16 protein-coding genes are annotated in these 20,686 nt (G+C 37.1%); 8 read left to right on the plus strand and 8 right to left on the minus strand.

Going from position 1 to position 20,686, the window contains the following annotated elements:
* Window positions 1-310: 310 nt before the first annotated feature.
* Window positions 311-1,705: a sensor histidine kinase gene (locus tag BGC7_RS02660; RefSeq protein WP_050700024.1), complete on the plus strand. Its 1,395-nt coding sequence runs from the start codon at window positions 311-313 to the stop codon at window positions 1,703-1,705.
* Window positions 1,702-2,379 (plus strand): response regulator transcription factor, encoded by a 678-nt coding sequence (locus BGC7_RS02665; protein ID WP_050700025.1) that lies wholly within the window; start codon window positions 1,702-1,704, stop codon window positions 2,377-2,379. Before BGC7_RS02660 ends, BGC7_RS02665 begins: the two co-directional genes overlap by 4 nt.
* On the opposite strand, the gene BGC7_RS02670 is transcribed toward BGC7_RS02665, so the two are convergent.
* Window positions 2,376-3,296, minus strand: coding sequence for a DMT family transporter (locus BGC7_RS02670; RefSeq protein ID WP_050700026.1), 921 nt, complete (start codon window positions 3,294-3,296; stop codon window positions 2,376-2,378). The genes BGC7_RS02665 and BGC7_RS02670 overlap by 4 nt on opposite strands.
* A gap of 108 nt (window positions 3,297-3,404) precedes the next feature.
* Window positions 3,405-5,765 carry an outer membrane beta-barrel family protein gene (locus BGC7_RS02675; protein WP_050700027.1) on the minus strand — a complete coding sequence of 787 codons (2,361 nt, stop codon included), beginning with the start codon at window positions 5,763-5,765 and terminating at the stop codon, window positions 3,405-3,407.
* A gap of 530 nt (window positions 5,766-6,295) precedes the next feature.
* On the opposite strand from BGC7_RS02675, the gene topA reads away from it, so the two are divergent.
* Genes topA through BGC7_RS02705 form a run of 6 tightly spaced genes read left to right on the plus strand, consistent with a single transcriptional unit; the run spans window position 6,296 to window position 12,254 of the window.
* Window positions 6,296-8,638 (plus strand): type I DNA topoisomerase, encoded by a 2,343-nt coding sequence (gene topA / locus BGC7_RS02680; RefSeq protein WP_050700028.1) that lies wholly within the window; start codon window positions 6,296-6,298, stop codon window positions 8,636-8,638.
* Window positions 8,639-8,678: 40 nt separating this feature from the next.
* The gene (locus BGC7_RS02685) at window positions 8,679-10,061 is read left to right on the plus strand and encodes a sugar transferase (protein ID WP_050700029.1); all 1,383 of its coding nucleotides are present in this window, start codon (window positions 8,679-8,681) and stop codon (window positions 10,059-10,061) included.
* Window positions 10,062-10,073: 12 nt separating this feature from the next.
* Window positions 10,074-10,622, plus strand: a complete 549-nt coding sequence (locus BGC7_RS02690) for a nitroreductase family protein (protein WP_050700030.1) — start codon at window positions 10,074-10,076, stop codon at window positions 10,620-10,622.
* A 3-nt stretch (window positions 10,623-10,625) separates the two neighbouring features.
* Window positions 10,626-10,964: a LiaF transmembrane domain-containing protein gene (locus BGC7_RS02695; protein WP_050700031.1), complete on the plus strand. Its 339-nt coding sequence runs from the start codon at window positions 10,626-10,628 to the stop codon at window positions 10,962-10,964.
* Window positions 10,964-11,725, plus strand: a complete 762-nt coding sequence (locus BGC7_RS02700; protein WP_050700032.1) for a Rossmann-like and DUF2520 domain-containing protein — start codon at window positions 10,964-10,966, stop codon at window positions 11,723-11,725. The genes BGC7_RS02695 and BGC7_RS02700 overlap by 1 nt, the downstream gene beginning before the upstream one ends.
* 7 nt (window positions 11,726-11,732) lie before the next feature.
* Window positions 11,733-12,254, plus strand: a complete 522-nt coding sequence (locus tag BGC7_RS02705; protein ID WP_050700033.1) for a KdsC family phosphatase — start codon at window positions 11,733-11,735, stop codon at window positions 12,252-12,254.
* A gap of 3 nt (window positions 12,255-12,257) precedes the next feature.
* On the opposite strand, the gene BGC7_RS02710 is transcribed toward BGC7_RS02705, so the two are convergent.
* The 6 genes from BGC7_RS02710 to recJ all read right to left on the minus strand — a co-directional run bounded on the left by BGC7_RS02710 (window position 12,258) and on the right by recJ (window position 20,592).
* Window positions 12,258-13,355, minus strand: a complete 1,098-nt coding sequence (locus BGC7_RS02710; RefSeq protein WP_050700034.1) for an LptF/LptG family permease — start codon at window positions 13,353-13,355, stop codon at window positions 12,258-12,260.
* 23 nt (window positions 13,356-13,378) lie between these two features.
* The gene (tgt, locus tag BGC7_RS02715; RefSeq protein WP_050700035.1) at window positions 13,379-14,509 is read right to left on the minus strand and encodes a tRNA guanosine(34) transglycosylase Tgt; all 1,131 of its coding nucleotides are present in this window, start codon (window positions 14,507-14,509) and stop codon (window positions 13,379-13,381) included.
* Window positions 14,510-14,519: 10 nt separating this feature from the next.
* Window positions 14,520-15,863 (minus strand): hemolysin family protein, encoded by a 1,344-nt coding sequence (locus tag BGC7_RS02720; protein WP_050700036.1) that lies wholly within the window; start codon window positions 15,861-15,863, stop codon window positions 14,520-14,522.
* Between the two features lie 182 nt (window positions 15,864-16,045).
* Window positions 16,046-17,944 carry a RecQ family ATP-dependent DNA helicase gene (locus BGC7_RS02725; protein ID WP_050700037.1) on the minus strand — a complete coding sequence of 633 codons (1,899 nt, stop codon included), beginning with the start codon at window positions 17,942-17,944 and terminating at the stop codon, window positions 16,046-16,048.
* A 105-nt stretch (window positions 17,945-18,049) separates the two neighbouring features.
* On the minus strand, window positions 18,050-18,838 hold the full coding sequence (locus BGC7_RS02730) for an MBL fold metallo-hydrolase (protein WP_050700038.1): 789 nt from the start codon (window positions 18,836-18,838) through the stop codon (window positions 18,050-18,052).
* 26 nt (window positions 18,839-18,864) lie between these two features.
* Complete coding sequence (gene recJ, locus BGC7_RS02735) at window positions 18,865-20,592, minus strand: single-stranded-DNA-specific exonuclease RecJ (RefSeq protein ID WP_050700039.1); 1,728 nt, start codon at window positions 20,590-20,592, stop codon at window positions 18,865-18,867.
* Between the last annotated feature and the right edge of the window lie 94 nt (window positions 20,593-20,686).

Consider the following 20,686-nt stretch of genomic DNA (forward strand, 5'->3'; position numbering starts at 1 on the left):
TTGCCTTTAAAATCTTTATAAGAATCCATAGTTATTATTTATAAAATTTCACCGCAGATAAAGGATGAATTATGCAATAGAGGAAGGCAATACCGTACTCTGTTGCCAATATAGACACAATCTCTATGTTGACTTAATAATAACATCCTGTTATTTCCGGTATTATTGATTAATTAAGGGATTACAAAGGTACAACACAAACTCTTTATATACAAGAAAAATAAGTTTTGTTATAGAGTGTTATCACTATTTCATTTAAGGTTTCGATTCCTTATTTTTGCTGTTATAATAAAACGAAAATACTCCGGATATGAAATTTCGCTTTAAGCTTATATCAGGCACAATACTCAGTCTGCTTATACTTGTATGTATATATCAGATCTATTGGCTTGTCAATTTTCATAACGAACAATATCAGAAGATGGATATCGCTGTGAAGAATGCGATAAGCAATGCAGATTTTAAAGAAATAGCTATGCGAATCATTGACATTCACAGACTACTAGACTTAGATAGTATTCCAAGACAAAACACAAATGGAATAATGAGTGTTCAGGAATTCATAATGCCCGATGTTGTAGTCAGAATAGAAAGTACCAAGGATGATGGTACTAAAATATGGAACGATGCAAATTCGATGAAAGTTTCAGTACAGCAGGGTTTTCACAGAACCATAGACTCGCTAAAACCAATCAATTTTCAACGATTCGACAGTTTGCTTCACAGCGAGCTGTCTTTATCAGACATCTATATTCCATATTTTTTAGAACATGTTGATATAGTTACAGATTCAGTACTTATGAGACTTCCCAAGAATCTGGGTAAGATAGATAAAGATAAATACCAGTTATATAGCTTTCCTTTTGCAGAAGACAAGTCAAAAGAATATCACATATACATAGAATCACCTAGATGGTACATTCTGAAAGAGATGTGGGGGCTTGTTACAGTCTCCGGCTTAATGATCATACTTCTAATAATATCTTACATATATCTATTGAAGACAATACTGAGACAGAAGAATATAGATGAAATAAAAAGCGACTTCATCAGCAATATGACTCATGAATTAAAAACGCCTATATCTGTTACTTATGCAGCAGTAGATGCTTTACAAAACTTTGGGCTTGCAGATAACCCCGATACAAGAAATAAGTATCTGGATATATCCAAAGAACAACTCATGTATCTCAACAGCTTGGTAGAACAAATACTCACAATGTCTGTAGAGGAAAGGAAGAATTTGAAACTATCTTTGACCAACATCCGTTTGTCTGATATATTTGAAGAGCAAAAGAGCAAATTCCTGCTGACACCATCCAAGCCTACAATATTTGACATAAGTATAGAACCAGACAATCTTAGCATAGAGGGAGACAACCTACACTTCTCCAATGTAATAAGTAATCTAATAGAGAACGCTATAAAATATTCAGACGACAGTGTCGTTGTCAAAATTTCGGCATACAAATCAGGAAATTATACATATGTAAGTATTGCCGACAACGGAATAGGTATTCCCAAAGGAGCATTAGACAAGGTTTTCGATAAGTTTTACAGAGTCTCCACAGGAAATATTCACAATGTAAAAGGATATGGTCTTGGTCTGTCGTATGTAAAAACTATAGTAGAAAAACATGGATGGAACATAGAGGTAGAAAGTACAGAAGGAGAAGGCACCTGCTTTAAAATACGAATTGCATGAAGATAGAAGTATTACTTGTAGAAGACGAGCCAGCATTAGCTATGATAGTAAAAGATGCACTCGAAAAGAGAGAATTCCATGTAACCTGTGCCGTTAATGGCAACGAAGGCTTAGAGTTATTCCATAAGAAGAAGCCCGACATAGTAGTGGCCGATATAATGATGCCAAAACTAGATGGCTTCTCTATGGCTCAACTCATTCGCCAAAGCGATAAACAAACTCCTATCCTATTCTTAAGTGCAAAATCGAAAACAGAGGATGTAGTACAAGGCTTTGAGATAGGTGGCAATGACTATCTGAAGAAGCCATTTGGTATGGAAGAGCTGATTATACGCATCAAATCTTTATTGAACAGAGTTCAATCGGAAGTCGCCCTAAACAAAGTATATCAAATAGGAAGTTACTCGTTCGACTCCCTACAGCAACAACTTACCCACCCATCAAAAACAGAGACTCTTTCACACCGAGAAGCTGTCATATTGGAACGATTGTGCGCCAATCAGAACAATATTGTTGAGAACAAAGCCATCCTCTTGGAACTATGGGGTGATGACAGTTTTTTTAATACACGAAGTCTGCATGTATTCATCGTTAAACTCCGTAAAAAGCTATCAGAGGATCAGCGCATTCAAATTATAAACATAAGAGGAATAGGATACAAAATGATATTCTAAGACCTCTGCTTTCGCAATCCAAAATGAAAGCCTTTTTCTGCCACATACACCCCAAATAGTATAAATACAGAACCAAGTAGAGCAACTATCGTTATCTGTTCATCTATTATAATCGCCGAAGTGAGCAAAGTCACCAAAGGAACAAAATAGATATAATTAGAGGTTTGCACCACACCTAGTTCTTTCACCGCACTATTCCACATAACAAAACAGAGCAACGATGCAATCAATCCTAAAAAGAGGATATTAACCAATATCACTGGTTGAGTCAACAAAGACGGAGTAATTGTAACCGATGGGCTTAGAAAGATGAATGGCAGTAAAGTGACAATTCCGTAAAAGAACACTTTTCGTGTAATAAACAGAATGGAGTAACTCCCATTGAGCTGGCGAAGAATGATACCATAGAAAGCCCACGAAAGAGCAGAAAGAATAGTAAGAATATCGCCTAAAGGACTTATCTGAAGAATAAAACTCCCATTGAAAACAACCAAAGCCACACCTAACAAAGCCATAAACGAACCTAATATCAGATGCGATTTCAACTTCTCTTTCCTGTATATTAAGAAAGACAAAAATGCCGTAAATATAGGAGAGGTGCATATTATCAGAGACACATTAGAGGCCAGAGTTATCTCTAAAGCTGTATTCTCGAAGATAAAATATAGTGAACCTCCACAAAGTCCGGCAGCGACAAACATCAGTTCGTCTTTAATCGATTTCGACAGTAGCTTTCTTCGTCCCAACAACCAAATACCTGCATAAGCAAGAGTAAACCGATAAAGCAAGATTTCGGCAGGCGAAAGCCCTTTTTGGATAAGAACTTTAGTAGAAACGAAGGTAGTACCCCACACAGCAACTGTAACTATCGCTATTATATGATACCAATATTTTGGAAAGGTCTTTTCTGTAAACATTTTTATAAAGAAAATACAAATATAGTCCTTTTCCAATAAAGAACAGCACGCCAAAGACTCCTCTTCGGAGTGCTGAACCAAAATAATATTTGTATAAAGAAAAGTAGTTTATCTTCCAAATCTGGAGGTATCGACGCTCTCCGTCTTAGGCTTCTTATAATTACCGAAACGGTAAGTAAATGCCAGTTTACACAATGGAGCATCAGGCTTTATGTACATAGTACTATACTGATCCATATAATTGATTGTTGTTGTCTGCTTTCCACTCTTAAATACATCTTCTATCTTAAATACAAGCTCTGCCTTATTATCCATAAACGTCCATTTTGCACCGCCATTCACATTCCACATTCTACCAATATCATATATACCCTGTATAGCCCCATACATATAAAAACCTGACAATTCCAATTTAATATTAGGTTTAGATGAAATATTGAAAGTATTATTCATTTGCACGACAAAGGAATTCATGCTACGCTGATAAGGAGTATCGTAAAAGTTATCATCTTTCTGTTCTTGCCGCAAAAAAGTTAATGTACCCTTTGTATCCCATACCTTCTCCACCTTGAAAGGTATAATAAAAAACACGCCGTATTGTTTACTATAATCAAGATTGACCATTTGAAACATATTTTCAAGTTTTTCTTGCGACTGATAAGGCAACTGAATATAATGATCGGGAATGTACTTATAAAATATCCCACTCACATATTTCTGATTGGCAATAAATAGCAGCTGAGTTTCATATTCTCTCGAAAACTTCAATTCAGGATTGCCCTTAACTGATGAATATATATTTATTTTCGACACATCACCACTCAAAGCCCAATAAGGGGGATAATTTATATCTGACGAGAAAGAAAATTGGACAATTCTTTTAGGGTTGCAAGTATAAGTGACATTAGCATTTACAAATGGTTCAAAATCGTTCCAAAGAGTCCTCTTTTCGCCCATCTTATCCACCAATGCTTTGTAGTAATTAGCAGATACAGAAAGTTGAGTAGACAGTTTTTCACCAAACGATTTAGAGACTCCGACAAACAACGAAGCTGAATATTCCTTTTGTCTGGTATCACTTATTGAGTCGATGGTAAAACTATCCGGATTTTTATAATAGTCGTACTTATTGTCATTCTTTGACATCGAAAAATTAGCGCCATAATTAATCTTCCATGCTTCTTTCAGTGTAACAGAATGATTGGCAAAGAGAATTATTTTGTTTATTTTCTGTTCCGTTTCGGCTTTGAAAGACGACTGTAAGGTATTATCGGACAAATAATCATAATACTTATCTGTCGAAGGATCCCGATAATATGTATAGTCCAATCCAAAGAGGAAGTCTTTATGAGAATTATATTCCAGCTTTATATTATGCAAATAATCATTTGCTTTTTTATCGCTCTGCGATCTTATATCTACATAAGGATCAGCATCTTTCAAAAAGATAGTATAAGAAACAGGGTTATTTTTCGAATCCTCTAAATCATTTGTATAAACGGCACTTATTTTATCCTTATTTTTCAAAGAATATCCTAAACCGAACCGAACATTTATCTTTTTATTCTCTATAGTCGATCTGTTTTTTTGAGATATATCATATTTATGACCAGCAAACTTATGTATAGCAAACATATCGTTGCTCCACAGGTTTCTGGATTTATACACTCCAACGGTTAAGTCACTACTAAAAGCTGATTTTGCATAAAGTAAATTTCCTCGGGCACTATAACCTTCATAGAAAGCCTGTCTGTACTCTAATGTACCCTCGCCTTGCAGCGCTGACAAACCGATTATTTGCTCATTGAAGATTACATTTATAGCTGCACCCCTTACATTATATTGAGGAGGAGCACTATACATCACCTCTATATTTGCTACTCGCGAAGGAGGTGTAGATTTCAGTAAATTAATAAGCTGTTCCGTACTCAGACTTGTTTTTTGTCCATTAATAAGAATTGTAAACTTTGAAGCTCCTACCAACTGAATATTATCACCCATCCCCATTATCCCCGGCACATTATGTAAAGCTTCGAAAGCGTTAGACACGGCTTTGTCTTTTATCAACAGAGGTGCATCGTAGATTAGTTTTCCTTCTTTTGCCTTAACAATCGGTCTTTCGCCCTTTATAACAATTTCGTTCAGGCTCTTATCCAAAGACCTTAAGATGAAAGGTGGCAGTTCCAAATTAGTATTATCAATTGCTACAGTATGGCTCTCTGTTTCATATACCATATGCCGTATAGTCAATATATAATTTCCTGTCGATAAGTTGGAAAACAGGATACTCCCCCCATCTCCCGAAATTACGGTTTTCATAGACAAACTATCCTGTACGCTTCTAAGAATACAAGTGGCGGCCGCAACAGGCTGATTAGATTCATCCATAATAATACCGGACAAAGAATAGCTTTGTGAATAAACAAAAGATGAAATAAAAATAAAAAATACCAATAATTTTGCTTTCATAGTTGCTCTTAAATTATTTATGCAAACCGAAGACTTAGTCTCTAAGAAAGATTCTCTTTGTGTGTCTCGAAGTGGAGTAACTTTAACTAAAAAGTAACGAAAGTTACACTTCTCAATCGTTTTTTACTTGTTACTTTTAACACTATTTCTTAAAAGAGATTTTCTTTATAGATAAAGTCTAGAAAATAGCATAGCTGACTCTCATGTCTTGCATAAAACAGAATTTAGATAGTTGATTTGCATTATTTTTCAAAAGCAAAACTAAGGATAATACAAGAACAAGTATGTTTTCGTTCTGCTATTTAGTGTTACCGAGTGTTATCAAAAGAAAAATTCAAAACTATAGAAACAGCCATTTCTGGGGTTTTTAGTTAAAATACACATTAATATATATATAAACAAATAGGTTATAAAAGTTTTTATTCTGATTTTTCAAAACAAAATGACTACTTTTGCGGTTCAATAAAAAACTTTTATCCGTACCGATTATAAGAAATTAGTACAGATGCTTAAAGATAAGCCTTACATATATGCATAAAAATTTAGTCATAGTCGAGTCTCCGGCAAAAGCCAAAACAATAGAAAAGTTTCTTGGAAAAGATTTCAAGGTAATGTCCAGCTATGGACATATCAGAGATCTGAAGAAAAAGGATTTGGGAATAGATCTGGAGAATGACTATACACCGATATACGAAATACCGAGCGACAAAAAAAAGGTTGTAGACGAGCTTAAGAAAGCAGCTAAAGAAGCAGATATAGTTTGGTTGGCTTCCGATGAAGACCGTGAGGGAGAAGCCATATCGTGGCATTTGTATAAGACCTTAAAGTTGGACGAAAAAAAGACGAGAAGAATTGCATTTCATGAAATCACAAAAGACGCAATACTTCATGCAATAGAGAATCCTCGTAAAATAGACGTGAACCTCGTAGATGCGCAACAGGCAAGAAGAGTGCTCGATCGTATTGTCGGATTTGAGCTATCGCCCGTATTGTGGCGTAAAGTAAAACCGGCACTATCGGCAGGACGTGTACAGTCTGTAGCCGTAAGGCTCATTGTAGAGCGCGAACGCGAAATACAAGCATTCCAGACAGAAGCATCCTATAGAATTACGGCTATTTTCTCAAAAAAAGAGAATGGAAATGTTTCTGAAATAAAAACAGAGCTCAACAAAAGGCTAAAAAGTAAGCAGGAAGCCCTTGATTTTCTCGAGAAATTGAAAGAAGCCAATTTCACTGTCGAAGATGTGGAAACAAAGCCAATGAAAAAATCACCGGCTGCACCGTTCACCACTTCTACCCTTCAGCAAGAGGCGTCACGCAAATTAGGTTTTCCCGTATCATTAACGATGATGGTAGCCCAAAAGCTATACGAATCAGGAAAAATCACATACATGCGTACCGACTCCGTAAATCTGTCCGGCTTAGCTATAAACACAACTAAAAGTGAGATAGAAACTATATACGGAAAACAATATTCGAAAGTACGTCAGTTCTCTACTAAGAGCAAAGGAGCACAAGAGGCGCATGAGGCCATCCGCCCTACTTATATGTCTGAGCATACTGTATCGGGAACCGCACAAGAGAAAAAGCTGTACGACCTTATATGGAAAAGGACTATTGCTTCGCAAATGGCTGATGCTGAATTAGAAAAAACTACCATTACAATAGGCATATCCAATAATACAAATCTCAAATTCTCTGCAGTAGGAGAAGTTATTAAGTTTGACGGATTCTTACATGTTTATCTGGAAGGAACGGACGAGGAAAACATAGACAGTGAGACAAGCCTGTTGCCTGCCGTTAAGATAAAAGAGGCAATGGATATGCAGGAAGTGACTGCTATGGAACGGTTTACTCAACGCCCGAGCCGCTACAGTGAGGCTGCTTTGGTTCGAAAACTGGAAGAATTGGGGATAGGCCGTCCCTCAACCTATGCACCGACCATCTCTACTATCCAGAATCGTGAATATGTAGAAAAATCGAATATTGAAGGTACCGAGCGCAAATACAATGTCCTTATCCTGAAAAAAGATAAAATCTCAGACACCGAAAAAACAGAAATAACAGGTACTGACAAAGGAAAATTGATCCCTACCGATACAGGTATGGTAGTAAACGATTTTCTTACAGAATACTTTCCGGGAATACTCGATTATAACTTTACAGCAAATGTAGAAAAAGAATTTGACCAGGTTGCCGAAGGTGAAGAAAACTGGACAAAGCTCATTGATAAATTTTACAAAGTATTCCATCCCGTTGTAGAGTCGGCAACGAATATGCAAACCGATCACAAGATAGGGGAACGCATCTTGGGAGTAGATCCTAAATCAGGACGACAGGTTTCTGTTAAAATCGGACGATTCGGTCCAATGGTGCAAATAGGCACACAGGAAGAAGAAGAAAAGCCTAAATTTTCGGGACTTCAGAAAACACAGTCCATAGCTACTATCACACTCGAAGAGGCGTTGAAGTTATTCGAACTACCCCGTTCGATAGGCGAATATGAAGATAAGGATGTGAGTGTGGGTACAGGTCGATTTGGCCCTTACATCAAGCACGACGGAAAGTTCATATCTCTACCTAAAGGATACGATCCTTATGAAGTAAGTATTGAAGATGCAGTTCCTTTGATAGAAGACAAACGAAAAAAGGATGCGGAAAAAGTCATCAAAATATTTTCAGAAGATACAGACTTGCAAATACTGAATGGGAGATATGGTCCATATATAGCCTATAAAAAAAGTAATTATAAAATACCGAAAGGTACAGCTCCGGAAAGTTTGGATCATGAGGCTGCTATGCAAATAGTAACAGAAACCGATACCAAAGCCGGAAGCAAAACTAAAACCAAAGCAAAAGGTAAAAAGAAATAGAAACACCTCCTCTGCAAAACTTTTATAAATACATTACGATATGAGTAAATTCTTAGGGAGGATATTTGGCTACAAAGCATTTAAAATAACAATGCCTATATTAGACTTACTTCTAATACATGGGGCATATATACTTTCTTTTTACATACTAAAGGATTCTCTCGATAATTTCTGGATCAACTACCAGTCTTATTGGGCTATATTACCATATATAATCATAAGCTTTATCCTACTCGAACATATTTTTGAACTGGATAAACCCAAAGACTTCTCTTTCTTTGGGAATGCTTATACCGTAATACTTACAATAGGCTCGTTATTATTTATAACGATGGCCATAAGCTTCTTCTTCCGAGAATTTGCCTTTCCCCGCAGTATACTTTTACTAAGCTCCAGCATTCAGATATTGGCAATCACTCTTTTACACCTGATTGCAAACCGTTCCTATTTCAAAGTCAATAAAGGAAAGTCTGTATTGGTTATTGGATATGAAAAATCGGCTCAGGCACTTGCCTATAAACTATTAGAATCGAGAGGTATGTGGTCTCATATAAAGCATGTGTGTGCACCCGATTATCCGAAAATGTACGAACTGATAGACGACTCAGATATAACTTTTCTTACCGAAGACGTAAACGAGATAGACAAACAAAGTATTCTTTTCTACTGTGTAGAAAGAGACTATACTGTTCTTTATCAGCCCAAGAATTCTGAAATACTTCAATTCAACGCTAACTTCTTGCAAATAGACGACTCTCCCGTATTGGATGTAAGAGAACTTGGATTATCACCTGGTAGTGAGACCATAAAACGAATTGTAGACGTAGTATTAGCTAGTATTGCTTTTGTAGTGTTCATTATTCCTATCGTCATTATTTATCTGATATTGAAGATAGGTGGAGGCTCTGCGTTTTATGTACAAGAAAGAGTTACCCGCGACAATAAAGTTTTCAAGATATATAAGTTCAGGACTATGGTAAAAAATGCAGAAGCCATGTCCGGCCCTGTTCTGGCTACCGAAGTAGACAAACGTATAACCAAGATCGGACGCATCCTCAGAGCTACACGCCTCGACGAAATACCTCAGGTTTACAATATACTTATAGGAGATATGAGTATTGTCGGTCCCCGTCCCGAACGGCCTTTTTTTGTAGAACAATTCAACAAAGAGATGCCCGAATATAACCTACGCCACAGGGTTAAAGCAGGGCTAACCGGTTTGGCTCAGGTACAGGGAAAATACAATACTTCGGTAAAAGACAAATTGAAATATGATCTTCTATATATAAATGGCTATACTCTGGCTTTAGACCTTAAGCTGGTTATGCAAACCCTGAATATACTACTGCGGATGAGCAGTACAGAAGGGGTTAAAGAAGTATCGGAACTAGAAAAAGAAATTGAAAATCTAACAAGACGCTAATACAACTTCATAATGAGTAATTTCCACGAACTAATAAAAAAACGCCGCAGTATAAGAAAATTCACAGAAGAGCCAATCAGCCCGGAGGATGTAGAATCTATTCTAAAAGCCGCATTAATGTCACCATCTTCAAAAAGTACAAATCCATGGCAATTCGTATTAGTAGAAGATAAAGAAATATTAGAGAAATTATCTTATTGCAAAAAATCGAGCAGTAAACTTATTGCAGGTTGTGCTTTAGCTGTTGTCGTACTGGCAGATCCTCTATCCAGCGATGTATGGATAGAAGATTCTTCTATAGCTTCCATCATGATGCAATTGCAAGCCGAAGACCTCGGACTAGGTAGTTGTTGGGTACAGGTACGGGAGCGTTATACTGCAGAAGATACCCCTTCGGAAGAATATGTAAGACTATTATTAGATATTCCCTTACAACTACAAGTATTGTCTGTAATTGCATTCGGACATAAGGCACAGGAAAGATCTCCTTTTGATGAAGAAAAATTACAGTGGGAGAAAATTCATATAGGCAAGTTTAATATAAATCAATTAACAGATTAATTTATGGCCTCTACATCAAATAAATCAAATGATCGCCTTTCGTATGGCATCACTATCTTAATTTTTGGAATATTATTCTTATTAGATAAAATAGGATTTTTAGACAAGATACCTTATGCTGAAAAACTGATAAGTGTCGGTGTATTTTTCCTGATTGGGGGCGTTGTATTTTTATGCACCCAGCCAAAAAAAGTGTTAGGCTGGATATTTCTGGGAATTGGTATATTATTAAATGCCGATCTGTTTTTCGGTTGGATGAGTAATTATTCAAATCTAATCGTGCCATTAGGGTTAATTATTGCCGGTGTAGCAATGGTACTAACATCTAAAAGGAAAGACTGATGAAAGTAGTATTTATAGGTGCGGGAAATGTAGCTACCAATCTGGCTAAAGCTCTATTCCTAAAATCGTTCGACATCGTACAGATATATAGCCGTACTACAGAGGCTGCTACAGCACTAGCAAAAGAAGTAAATGCTGAGCCGGTAACAGACCTTCCGCTTGTTTCGGCAGACGCCGACCTTTATATATTTTCGCTTAAAGACTCTGTTCTGGAAGGAGTAGCATCGCAAATACCATCTAACTCCGGACTATGGGTTCATACTGCCGGAAGTATTTCCCTAGATGTTTTGTCAAACTACACATCTCACTATGGTGTATTATATCCATTCCAAACCTTTAGTAAAAATAAAACAATAGATTGGACAGATATCCCCATTTTCATAGAAGCTTCTGACAGTCATAGTTTAAGTATAATAAGAGATATTGCCCAACAATTGTCTGACAAGGTAGATACATTAGTCTCTGATGAGAGAAAACTGTTACATCTTGCAGGAGTTTTTGCATGCAACTTTGTCAATCATATGTATTCTATTTCAAAAACATTTTTAGATAAAATCAATCTGCCTTTCGAAGTCTTACTACCTCTGATAAACGAAACTGCGAAAAAGGTGCATACCATGTCACCTCAGGAGGCTCAAACAGGCCCGGCACTTCGCTATGACGAAAATGTAATAGAAAAGCATTTACATCTGATAGAAGACGACAAGATCAAAGAAATATATAAACTCCTGAGTGAGAATATACACAGAATGTCCAAATAAAAACTTTATGAGTACAATTAATTACGACCTAAACAAGATAAAATCATTTATATTCGATGTGGACGGAGTATTATCACCCGATTCTATCCCCTTGTCGCCCGAAGGAGAACCCATGCGAATGGTAAATATAAAAGACGGATATGCTATAAACCTGGCTGTAAGACACGGCTATGGCGTTGCCATTATAACAGGAGGAGACACAGAAGCTGTACGCCTAAGATTTGCTCGTCTGGGCATAAAAGATATTTATATGAAGTCGAGAATAAAAATTACTGATTTCAACGATTATATCCAAAAGACAGGGTTCAAGCCTGACGAAATAATGTATGCCGGAGACGACCTGCCCGACTATCACGTTATGCAGTCGGTTGGTTTATCTGTAGCCCCTGCGGATGCAGCACACGAAATAAGAGCGATAGCAAAATACATATCTCATTGCAAAGGGGGACATGGTGTTGCCCGCGATGTAATAGAGCAGGTGATGAAAGTTCAAGGCAAATGGATGAAAGAAGAAGCCTTTGGTTGGTAGCTTTTAGTTTGGTGCTTTTGTGTATAAATAAGCAGCAATAAAGATAAACACAATGTTAGGTACCCATACCGCAAGCATAGGCGACATAGTGCCTGACACGGCAAATGAAGAACTTACGGTTTGAAATAAGATATATGATACGCTGAGCAACAAACCAATACCAATATTAAGTCCCATCCCTCCTTTTATTTTACGAGCAGAAAGAGACGCACCTATTATAGTAAGGATAAATGCTGAGAAAATAGATGCAAAACGTTTGTGATACTCTATCTCAAATTGAGTAATACTGACATCTCCAACATTTGACAACCCCTTCTCTTTTTGTCGCTGAATATACTTATAAAGCTGAGGAGTAGTCATTTGTTCAAAGTCGTTTACTGAAACAAGGAAGTCGCTCGGCACTACATTAATAGTTGTATCCAGTTTCGTTCCGGCAGTTATAACCTCTTTCATTCCTTGAAATTCACGTATTGAATAGTTATTCAACGTCCAATGATATGCACTATCATATTCGATGCGAGATGCAAGAAGTCTCGATTTTAGTTCTTTACCATCGAAGCTATCAAGAGATACATTCGTCCCTTTTTTTGTTTTATTGTCGAAACTCTCCATAAAGAGAATAACACCCTTATCTACCTGTAAATGAACTCTTGTAGCATATTCTACACTCTTATCTTTTACATATTTGTTTTGAAAATTGATACGGGTTACATTTGCCGGAGGTATTATGAAGCTACTTAGAACAAATGAAAACAGAGCCACTATTCCCGCTGATATCATATATGGCTTCATCAGCCGCTTAAAACTCATTCCGTTAGATAGCATAGCTATGATCTCAGAATTATCAGCAAGTTTAGATGTAAAGAAGATAACAGCTATAAACACAAAGAGAGCGCTGAACAGATTAGTATAATAAGGAATAAAATTGAGATAATACTCGAAGACAATAGCACTCAAAGGAGCCTTCTTATCAAGAAATTTATCTAGCTTCTCGTTAATATCAAATACTACAGCAATAGATATAATAAGCATAATGGAAAACACGTAAGTTCCCAAAAACTTTTTAATAATATACCTATCCAGTATTGATAATAATTTCATCTGCTTCCTATTAGCTTATACAATTATATTCTTCGCGATACATTTTCAATAACAGATTTCTTCCATTTAGTAAAATCACCGGCAATAATATGTCGACGGGCTTCCTTTACCAACCACAAGTAAAATGCCAAATTGTGAATAGAAGCTATCTGCAACGCCAATATCTCATTTGTAATAAACAAATGACGAAGATATGCTTTTGTATATAAAGAATCAACAATAGACGCGCCATTCTCTTCCACAGGAGAAAAATCGTTCGCCCATTTCTTATTTCGCATATTCATTATGCCATCACGTGTGAAGATTTGGCCGTTGCGCCCATTACGTGTAGGCATAATGCAGTCGAACATATCCACCCCTCTTTCTATTGCTTCTAGCAAATTAGCAGGAGTGCCAACCCCCATCAGATAACGAGGTTTGTCCTGAGGCAATATTTCATTCACCACCTCTATCATTTCATACATCTTTTCAGTGGGTTCGCCGACCGCTAAACCGCCGATTGCATTTCCGTCTGCACCCTTCGATGCCACGTTTTCTGCTGCACGCTTACGCAAATCGGAATATACACAACCTTGTACTATAGGAAAAAGAGTCTGTTTATATCCATACTCACACTCCGTTTCATTGAAGCGGGTTAAGCAACGGTCGAGCCACCTCTCGGTGAGATCCAATGACTTTTTCGCATAATTATAATCCGCATCACCGGGAGTACACTCATCAAAAGCCATAATAATATCGGCTCCTATTACCCGCTGAATATCCATTACAGATTCAGGAGTAAAGAAGTGTTTCGAGCCGTCTATATGAGAGCGAAATATGGCTCCTTCTTCAGTCAACTTTCTGTTTTCAGCTAACGAAAATACCTGAAAACCTCCACTATCGGTCAATATGGGTTTGCTCCAACCGTTAAACTTGTGAAGTCCTCCTGCCTGCTTCAAAATATCAAGCCCGGGACGTAAGTATAAATGATAAGTGTTTCCTAATATAATCTGAGCTTTTATATCGTTTTCCAGCTCTGTCATATGTACAGCCTTCACCGCCCCTTGTGTGCCAACAGGCATAAAGATGGGAGTTTCTATCTGTCCATGATCTGTTGTTATTATTCCTGCTCTAGCCTTCGAATGGCTATCGGTATATTGAAGTTTAAAGTCCATTACAAGTTTCTCAAATTTGAGTAGTTTTTGGCTGTTCCGATTCTTCCGATTCCTCTTTCCTTATCAAATCTTTGAGCTGAACAACTACAATAGATGTCTTATTCTTCTTCAATACGGTAAACTGATATCCTTCAGCTTCAAGTTTATCGTGGGTATTTGGAATTCGTCCAAATTTATCTATCAGATAACCGGCAAGGCTATCATACTGCTTGTCTTTATCAATAGAGTGAGGAAGTTCGTCATTAATATCAGAAATGGCTGCGGTGGCAATTACCGAATATGTATATTCTCCTGTTTGTTCTACAAAAGGGATCTCATTGTCATATTCATCCTGTATTTCGCCAACAAGCTCTTCCAGAATATCTTCCATCGTAATAACACCTTCTACCCCACCGTACTCATTCAGCACTACGGCTATTTGCTGATGTTTTACCTGAAATTCTTTCAATAATTGCCCTATGCGCTTGGTTTCAGGAGTAAACGATACAGGACGTACAATAGAGCGTATGTCGACAGTGCCGCTTACACGCATCTTTTTCAGAATATCTTTGAGGTGAACTACTCCGATTGTATTGTCTATACTATCTTCGTAGCATGGGATACGAGAATAACCTTCTTCTATAACAAACTCCAGAGTCTGTTCATTATAGTCATTCACGTCAATAGACACGACTTGCGTACGAGGAACCATTACCTGACGAGCGGTACGTTCCGAAAAATCGAAAGCATTTTGTATTATATCGAACTCGGTTTCATCTACCCGTCCGCTTTCTTTAGCCTGATCGACCAGATAACGTAACTCATCGCTACTATAAGCCTCTTGTTCAGAAACAGTATGCAATCCCACTGCTTTGAGAACAAGGTTTGCGATACCATTGAGCAACCATATAGCAGGCCGACAAACCCAATAGAATGCATGAAGCGGATAGGCAACAGCAAGAGTTGTTTGTTCCGAACGCTGTATGGCTAGGGATTTAGGTGCCAATTCACCTAATACGATATGAAGGATAGTTATTATAATAAATGCTGTAGCCAAAGAAATAAATGACAAAGTACTAGGTTCCAATGTGATACTAAATACAGCAATCAATTCTTTGATAATTTTCGATACCACAGGTTCTCCAATCCACCCTAAAGCAAGGCTGGAAAGAGTGATACCAAACTGAGTTGCAGCAAGGTAGGAGTCTAAGTGAGTAACAATATGCTTAGATAGTACTGCTGTACGGCTTCCGCCCTGAGCACGTAATTCTAATTGAGAAGATCTTACTTTTACAATGGCGAACTCGGCCGCCACAAAAAAACCATTAAAAAAGACAAATAATAAAGTAACTAATATTGATAAAAAAATGTCCATATTTCAATATGAATGATAATGATGCAAAGATAATATAATTGTGTTTTCCTTTAACAAAAAACTATCTAAACAATAATATTTTAGATATATTTCAGATATTGAGTTCTAAAAATAAATTATCCTGTAGGAGTTGTGCTTCCCTCTGTACATCTAATAGGGGGCAACCGTAAACGAAATGTGAGCTAAAGAAGCTTTATCTTGTCCAAGTTAAGGCTAACTTCATTCCGGTCGGCTAAGAATCTGATTACATACGTTATATCTTTCGAACTATGATCAGGTAATGCATTTACAACACTACTTAAAGAGAGTTCTCCTGTTGCCAATAGTTCTTTTATAGAAGACGCCAATCGTTTATATTTTTCATTTGTAATTCCTGCATCTCTCTTCGCCAGACAAACATCACATTGTCCACATTCTTCTGTTTCATTTTCTCCAAAATAAGAAAGTAATATCTGACTGCGACAGCGTTCTATTTGTTCGGCGTAATGATTCATTGCTCCGATACGCTTTTCGAAACGATCTTTTCGATCTTCGTTAACCACTTGAGGGATTGTTAAGAACTTACTCTCTACGCGAGGACGAGCATATGCGATCAAAGGTGTTTTCTTGTGAGGAATATAATCTATAATATTACGCTTAGACAATACTTTAAGGCTCTCGTATACTTCTTTTCTTGTTTTACCAACCCTTTGTGCAATCTCAGCTTCGTCGATAGTAGTATAGTTCGTAAACAAACCTGTATAAAGCCTCAGTATTGTATTTACAAGCAGCTCTATATCTTTATCGAAATTGTAATGATATAATTCGTCTCTGTAGATAGAAAAAATAAGCCTCGACTTGTTGTCAACCTCATCTGTGTACTCTATATAGCCTGCCAGATCGAGTATCTTAAGAGCATTATGTGTAGGTAAAAGCGGAAATTTATACGTTGCACAAAATTGACGGATATTGAAATCGAAAATCATACTAAGTCCAAAACCTTCGGCAACCTGAAAAAAATATGCAAGGCTATCATAAACAGTAGAAATGAATTCTCTATCGGGAAATTCGTCTCTAATTCGTTTTTTCAGTTTAGTACCATCATTTTTTTCATATAGTATAACAGCATAAGACTTCTTTTCGTCACGCCCGCCCCGCCCTGCTTCCTGAAAATACTCCTCTATGGAATTGGGCAAGTCCGTATGAACAACTAACCTTACATCAGGCTTATCTATCCCCATGCCAAAAGCATTAGTACATACAATAATCCGCACATCGTTACACTTCCATGCGTTTTGCTTTTTTATTTTATCGGCACTACTAAGCCCTGCATGATAGAAATCGGAAGAAAGACCGTTCTGAACAAGTAAATCAGAGATTTCCTTCGTACGCTGACGGCTACGAACATACACTATTGCTGTTCCTTTTACTTTTCTAAGCAGTTTAATTAACTCTTCAGGTTTATTCTCTGTAGTACGGACAATATAGCTCAGATTTTTCCTTTCAAAGCTTTTCCTGAAAACATTTTTCTCTTTAAACCCGAGTCGTTCCTGGATATCTTCAATCACATTTTGCGTTGCTGTGGCTGTAAGAGCTAATACGGGAACATTGGGTAAATACTGTCTGATATCAGCTATCTTAAGATAGGAAGGACGAAAATCGTAGCCCCATTGCGATATACAATGAGATTCGTCTACCACCAGCAAACAAACTTTCATATCCTTAAGCTTACTCAAAAAAAGCTGAGTAGCAAGTCTCTCGGGAGATACATATAAGAATTTGAAATCGCCGAAAATAGCATTTTCCAACGTGGTTATAATTTCCTGTCGGGTCATACCCGAATAGACAGCCAAAGCCTTAATATTTCTCTCCCGAAGATTGTCCACCTGGTCCTTCATCAAGGCAATAAGAGGTGTAACAACGATACAAATACCCTCCATCGTCATTGCAGGCACCTGAAAAGTCAACGATTTACCTCCTCCTGTAGGCATCAGCCCCAAGGTGTCTTTTCCATTACTTATGGAATGTATAATATCCTCTTGCAACGGACGAAAGTCGCTGTAACCCCAGTATTGTTTGAGTATTTTGTGATAGATATCCATTTAACGATTTAAATGAGCCAATATAAAAAGCGAGCCAATATGCCAATGATTAAAAATAATAAATACATTGGCACATTGGCACGTGAAGATATTAATATATAATAATCAGTTCTTCATTGGACGGATTTCTATTTTAGTATTCACTTCCTTCAAAGCATTACCAATTTTTTCCTGATCGAATTCCGACATATGATATGGATACAGCACTTTTGGCTGCACCTTTTTTACTGCATCTACAAACATTTCATCATTCATTGTATAAGGCAGATTTTTAGGCATAAAAGCAATATCTATTTTACCTTTCAAACTATCCATTTCAGGAATGTTTTCCGTATCGCCAGCTACATATATTCTTTTATCTCCAAATGTAAAGATATACCCATTGCCCCGGCCTTTAGGATGATACGCCTCTCCGTCAGGCTTTTTGTTGACAATATTGTATGCCGGAACAACATCTATTGCAATATCACTCCACGCGGTTTTGTCTCCATTTTTTACTACATCTCCATATCCAAGAATCTCATTACAAACTTTAGATACAATAAAATGAGTATCAGACTTTCTTACAGCATTAATCGCTACAGTATCTAAATGATCGGCATGCTCGTGAGTAAGAATAATAAGATCAGCCTTTAGTAATCTCGAGTAATCTGCTACTTGGGAATACGGATCAACATGAATAATCTTTCCTGCATAATCGAAGATAAGAGAACCATGTCCGACAAGTGTCACAGCCAAACTACCTTTGTTTGTCTCGTAAATATCCGACTTGATATACTCTGTCTGTTCCATTTGTAAAGAATCTTTACCTTTACTATCTTCCATAGCCTTAGACTTATTGCCACAGGCTGAGAAAATAAACAAAACAATAAATACGGGTAATAAGTTTCTCATAAGCTCATAGTTTTATAATATTCTAATTACACTAATTGGCCTGTATCTATATCTTTTACATACAACTGTATATTTATCTTTCCATTATGCACATTCTCTTCCAGAGTGTAACAAATATCAAATGGCTCTCCACTTTTCACTTTATCAAAACTGTCTCCTTGTCGAAAGGCTATACCGTTAACTGGCGTTGCACAAGAATCATCTATCATCTCCAATTTGAGATGAACATTATCTTTTCCTACAAGTTTACTTGTTCCATAATCCATAACGTTGCACGAAACGAATATAGGATTCAGATTTTCAGGGCCAAAGGGGGCGAAGCTTTTCAGGTCTTCTATAAAAGTGCTATTTATATCTTTGAATTTAAGTTCGGCATCTATCAATATCTGAGGACGCATCATTTCCGGAGCTATCTTTTCCACAGACATTTCATCGAAACGGCGTTTAAATTCTGCGAGATTTTCCTCTTTCAAAGAAAGACCTGCAGCATAGGTATGCCCACCAAAATTCTCCAATATATCTTTACATGCTTCTATAGCTTTATAGACATCAAATCCCATGACAGAACGAGCCGAGCCTGTTATTAACCCATGAGATTTGGTCAGCACAACAGCTGGGCGTAAATATTTTTCGGTAAGGCGGGATGCCACAATACCAATAACACCTTTATGCCAATTTTCATTATAGATAACAATACTCTTTTTCTTTTTCATATCCACTGTTTCGTCTATGAAAAGGATAGCCTCATCTGTTATCCGCTTGTCTAATTCGCGGCGATTATCGTTATAATGATCAATATTTGCGCTTTTCTCGCGGGAGTCTTCAATGGTGCTAGCTAAGAGCAAATCAACAGCTTCTTTACCTTTCATCATACGCCCCGAAGCATTTATCCGTGGACCTATCTTGAAGATAATATCATTGACAGTAATGCTTTTATAAGTCAGCCCGCAAATTTCGATGATTCCCTTAAGCCCCAGACTGGGATTAGAATTTATTTGTTTCAGCCCAAAGTAGGTTAAAACCCGATTCTCTCCCGTAATGGGAACAATATCGGAAGCCACACTCACTGCCACCAGATCAAGTAAATCTGTCAATTCTGAAAAGTCTATTTTATTATTTTGAGCTAATGCCTGCACTAATTTGAAGCCAACTCCACAACCTGAAAGGTGTTCGTAAGGATACGTCGAATCTACACGTTTAGCATCTATGACCGCAACAGCATCGGGAAGAATATCATCGGGCATATGATGATCTCCAATAACAAAGTCTATTCCTTTACTCTTTGCATATGCTACTTTTTCTACAGCCTTGATACCACAATCTAAAGCAATAATCAGCTTCACTCCGGTTTCTTCGGCATAATCAATTCCTTGCTCTGATATACCATAGCCTTCATCGTAACGATCGGGAATATAATAATCGAGATTAGTAGTAAATTTCCTCAAAAATTTATAGACTAATGCAACAGCTGTAGTGCCATCTACATCATAGTCTCCGTATATTAATATACGTTCCTTTTGCCCCAGAGCTTTTTCTATTCTTTTGATAGCCTTATCCATATCAGGTAGCAAGAAGGGATCGTGTAAATCTTTCAGACTCGGATGAAAGAATTTGTTAGCTTCTTCTACTGAATATATTCCTCTCTGTATCAAGAGCTGGCAAAGAACAGGACTAACGCCTAATTTCTTAGCAAGCTCATCTCTCTGCTCTTTTTGCTGGGTTGTTAGGTCTTCGTAATTCCATTTGTAAATCATTATATATAGTTTTTCTTTCTTCTTTCTTAGACAAGCCGACAGATATTTCTGTAGTCAATAATCAGTAATATTAAACAATCAGCTTGGTTGTAAT

The organism is Dysgonomonas sp. BGC7 (genome assembly GCF_001261735.1).
Classification (GTDB): Bacteria; Bacteroidota; Bacteroidia; order Bacteroidales; family Dysgonomonadaceae; genus Dysgonomonas.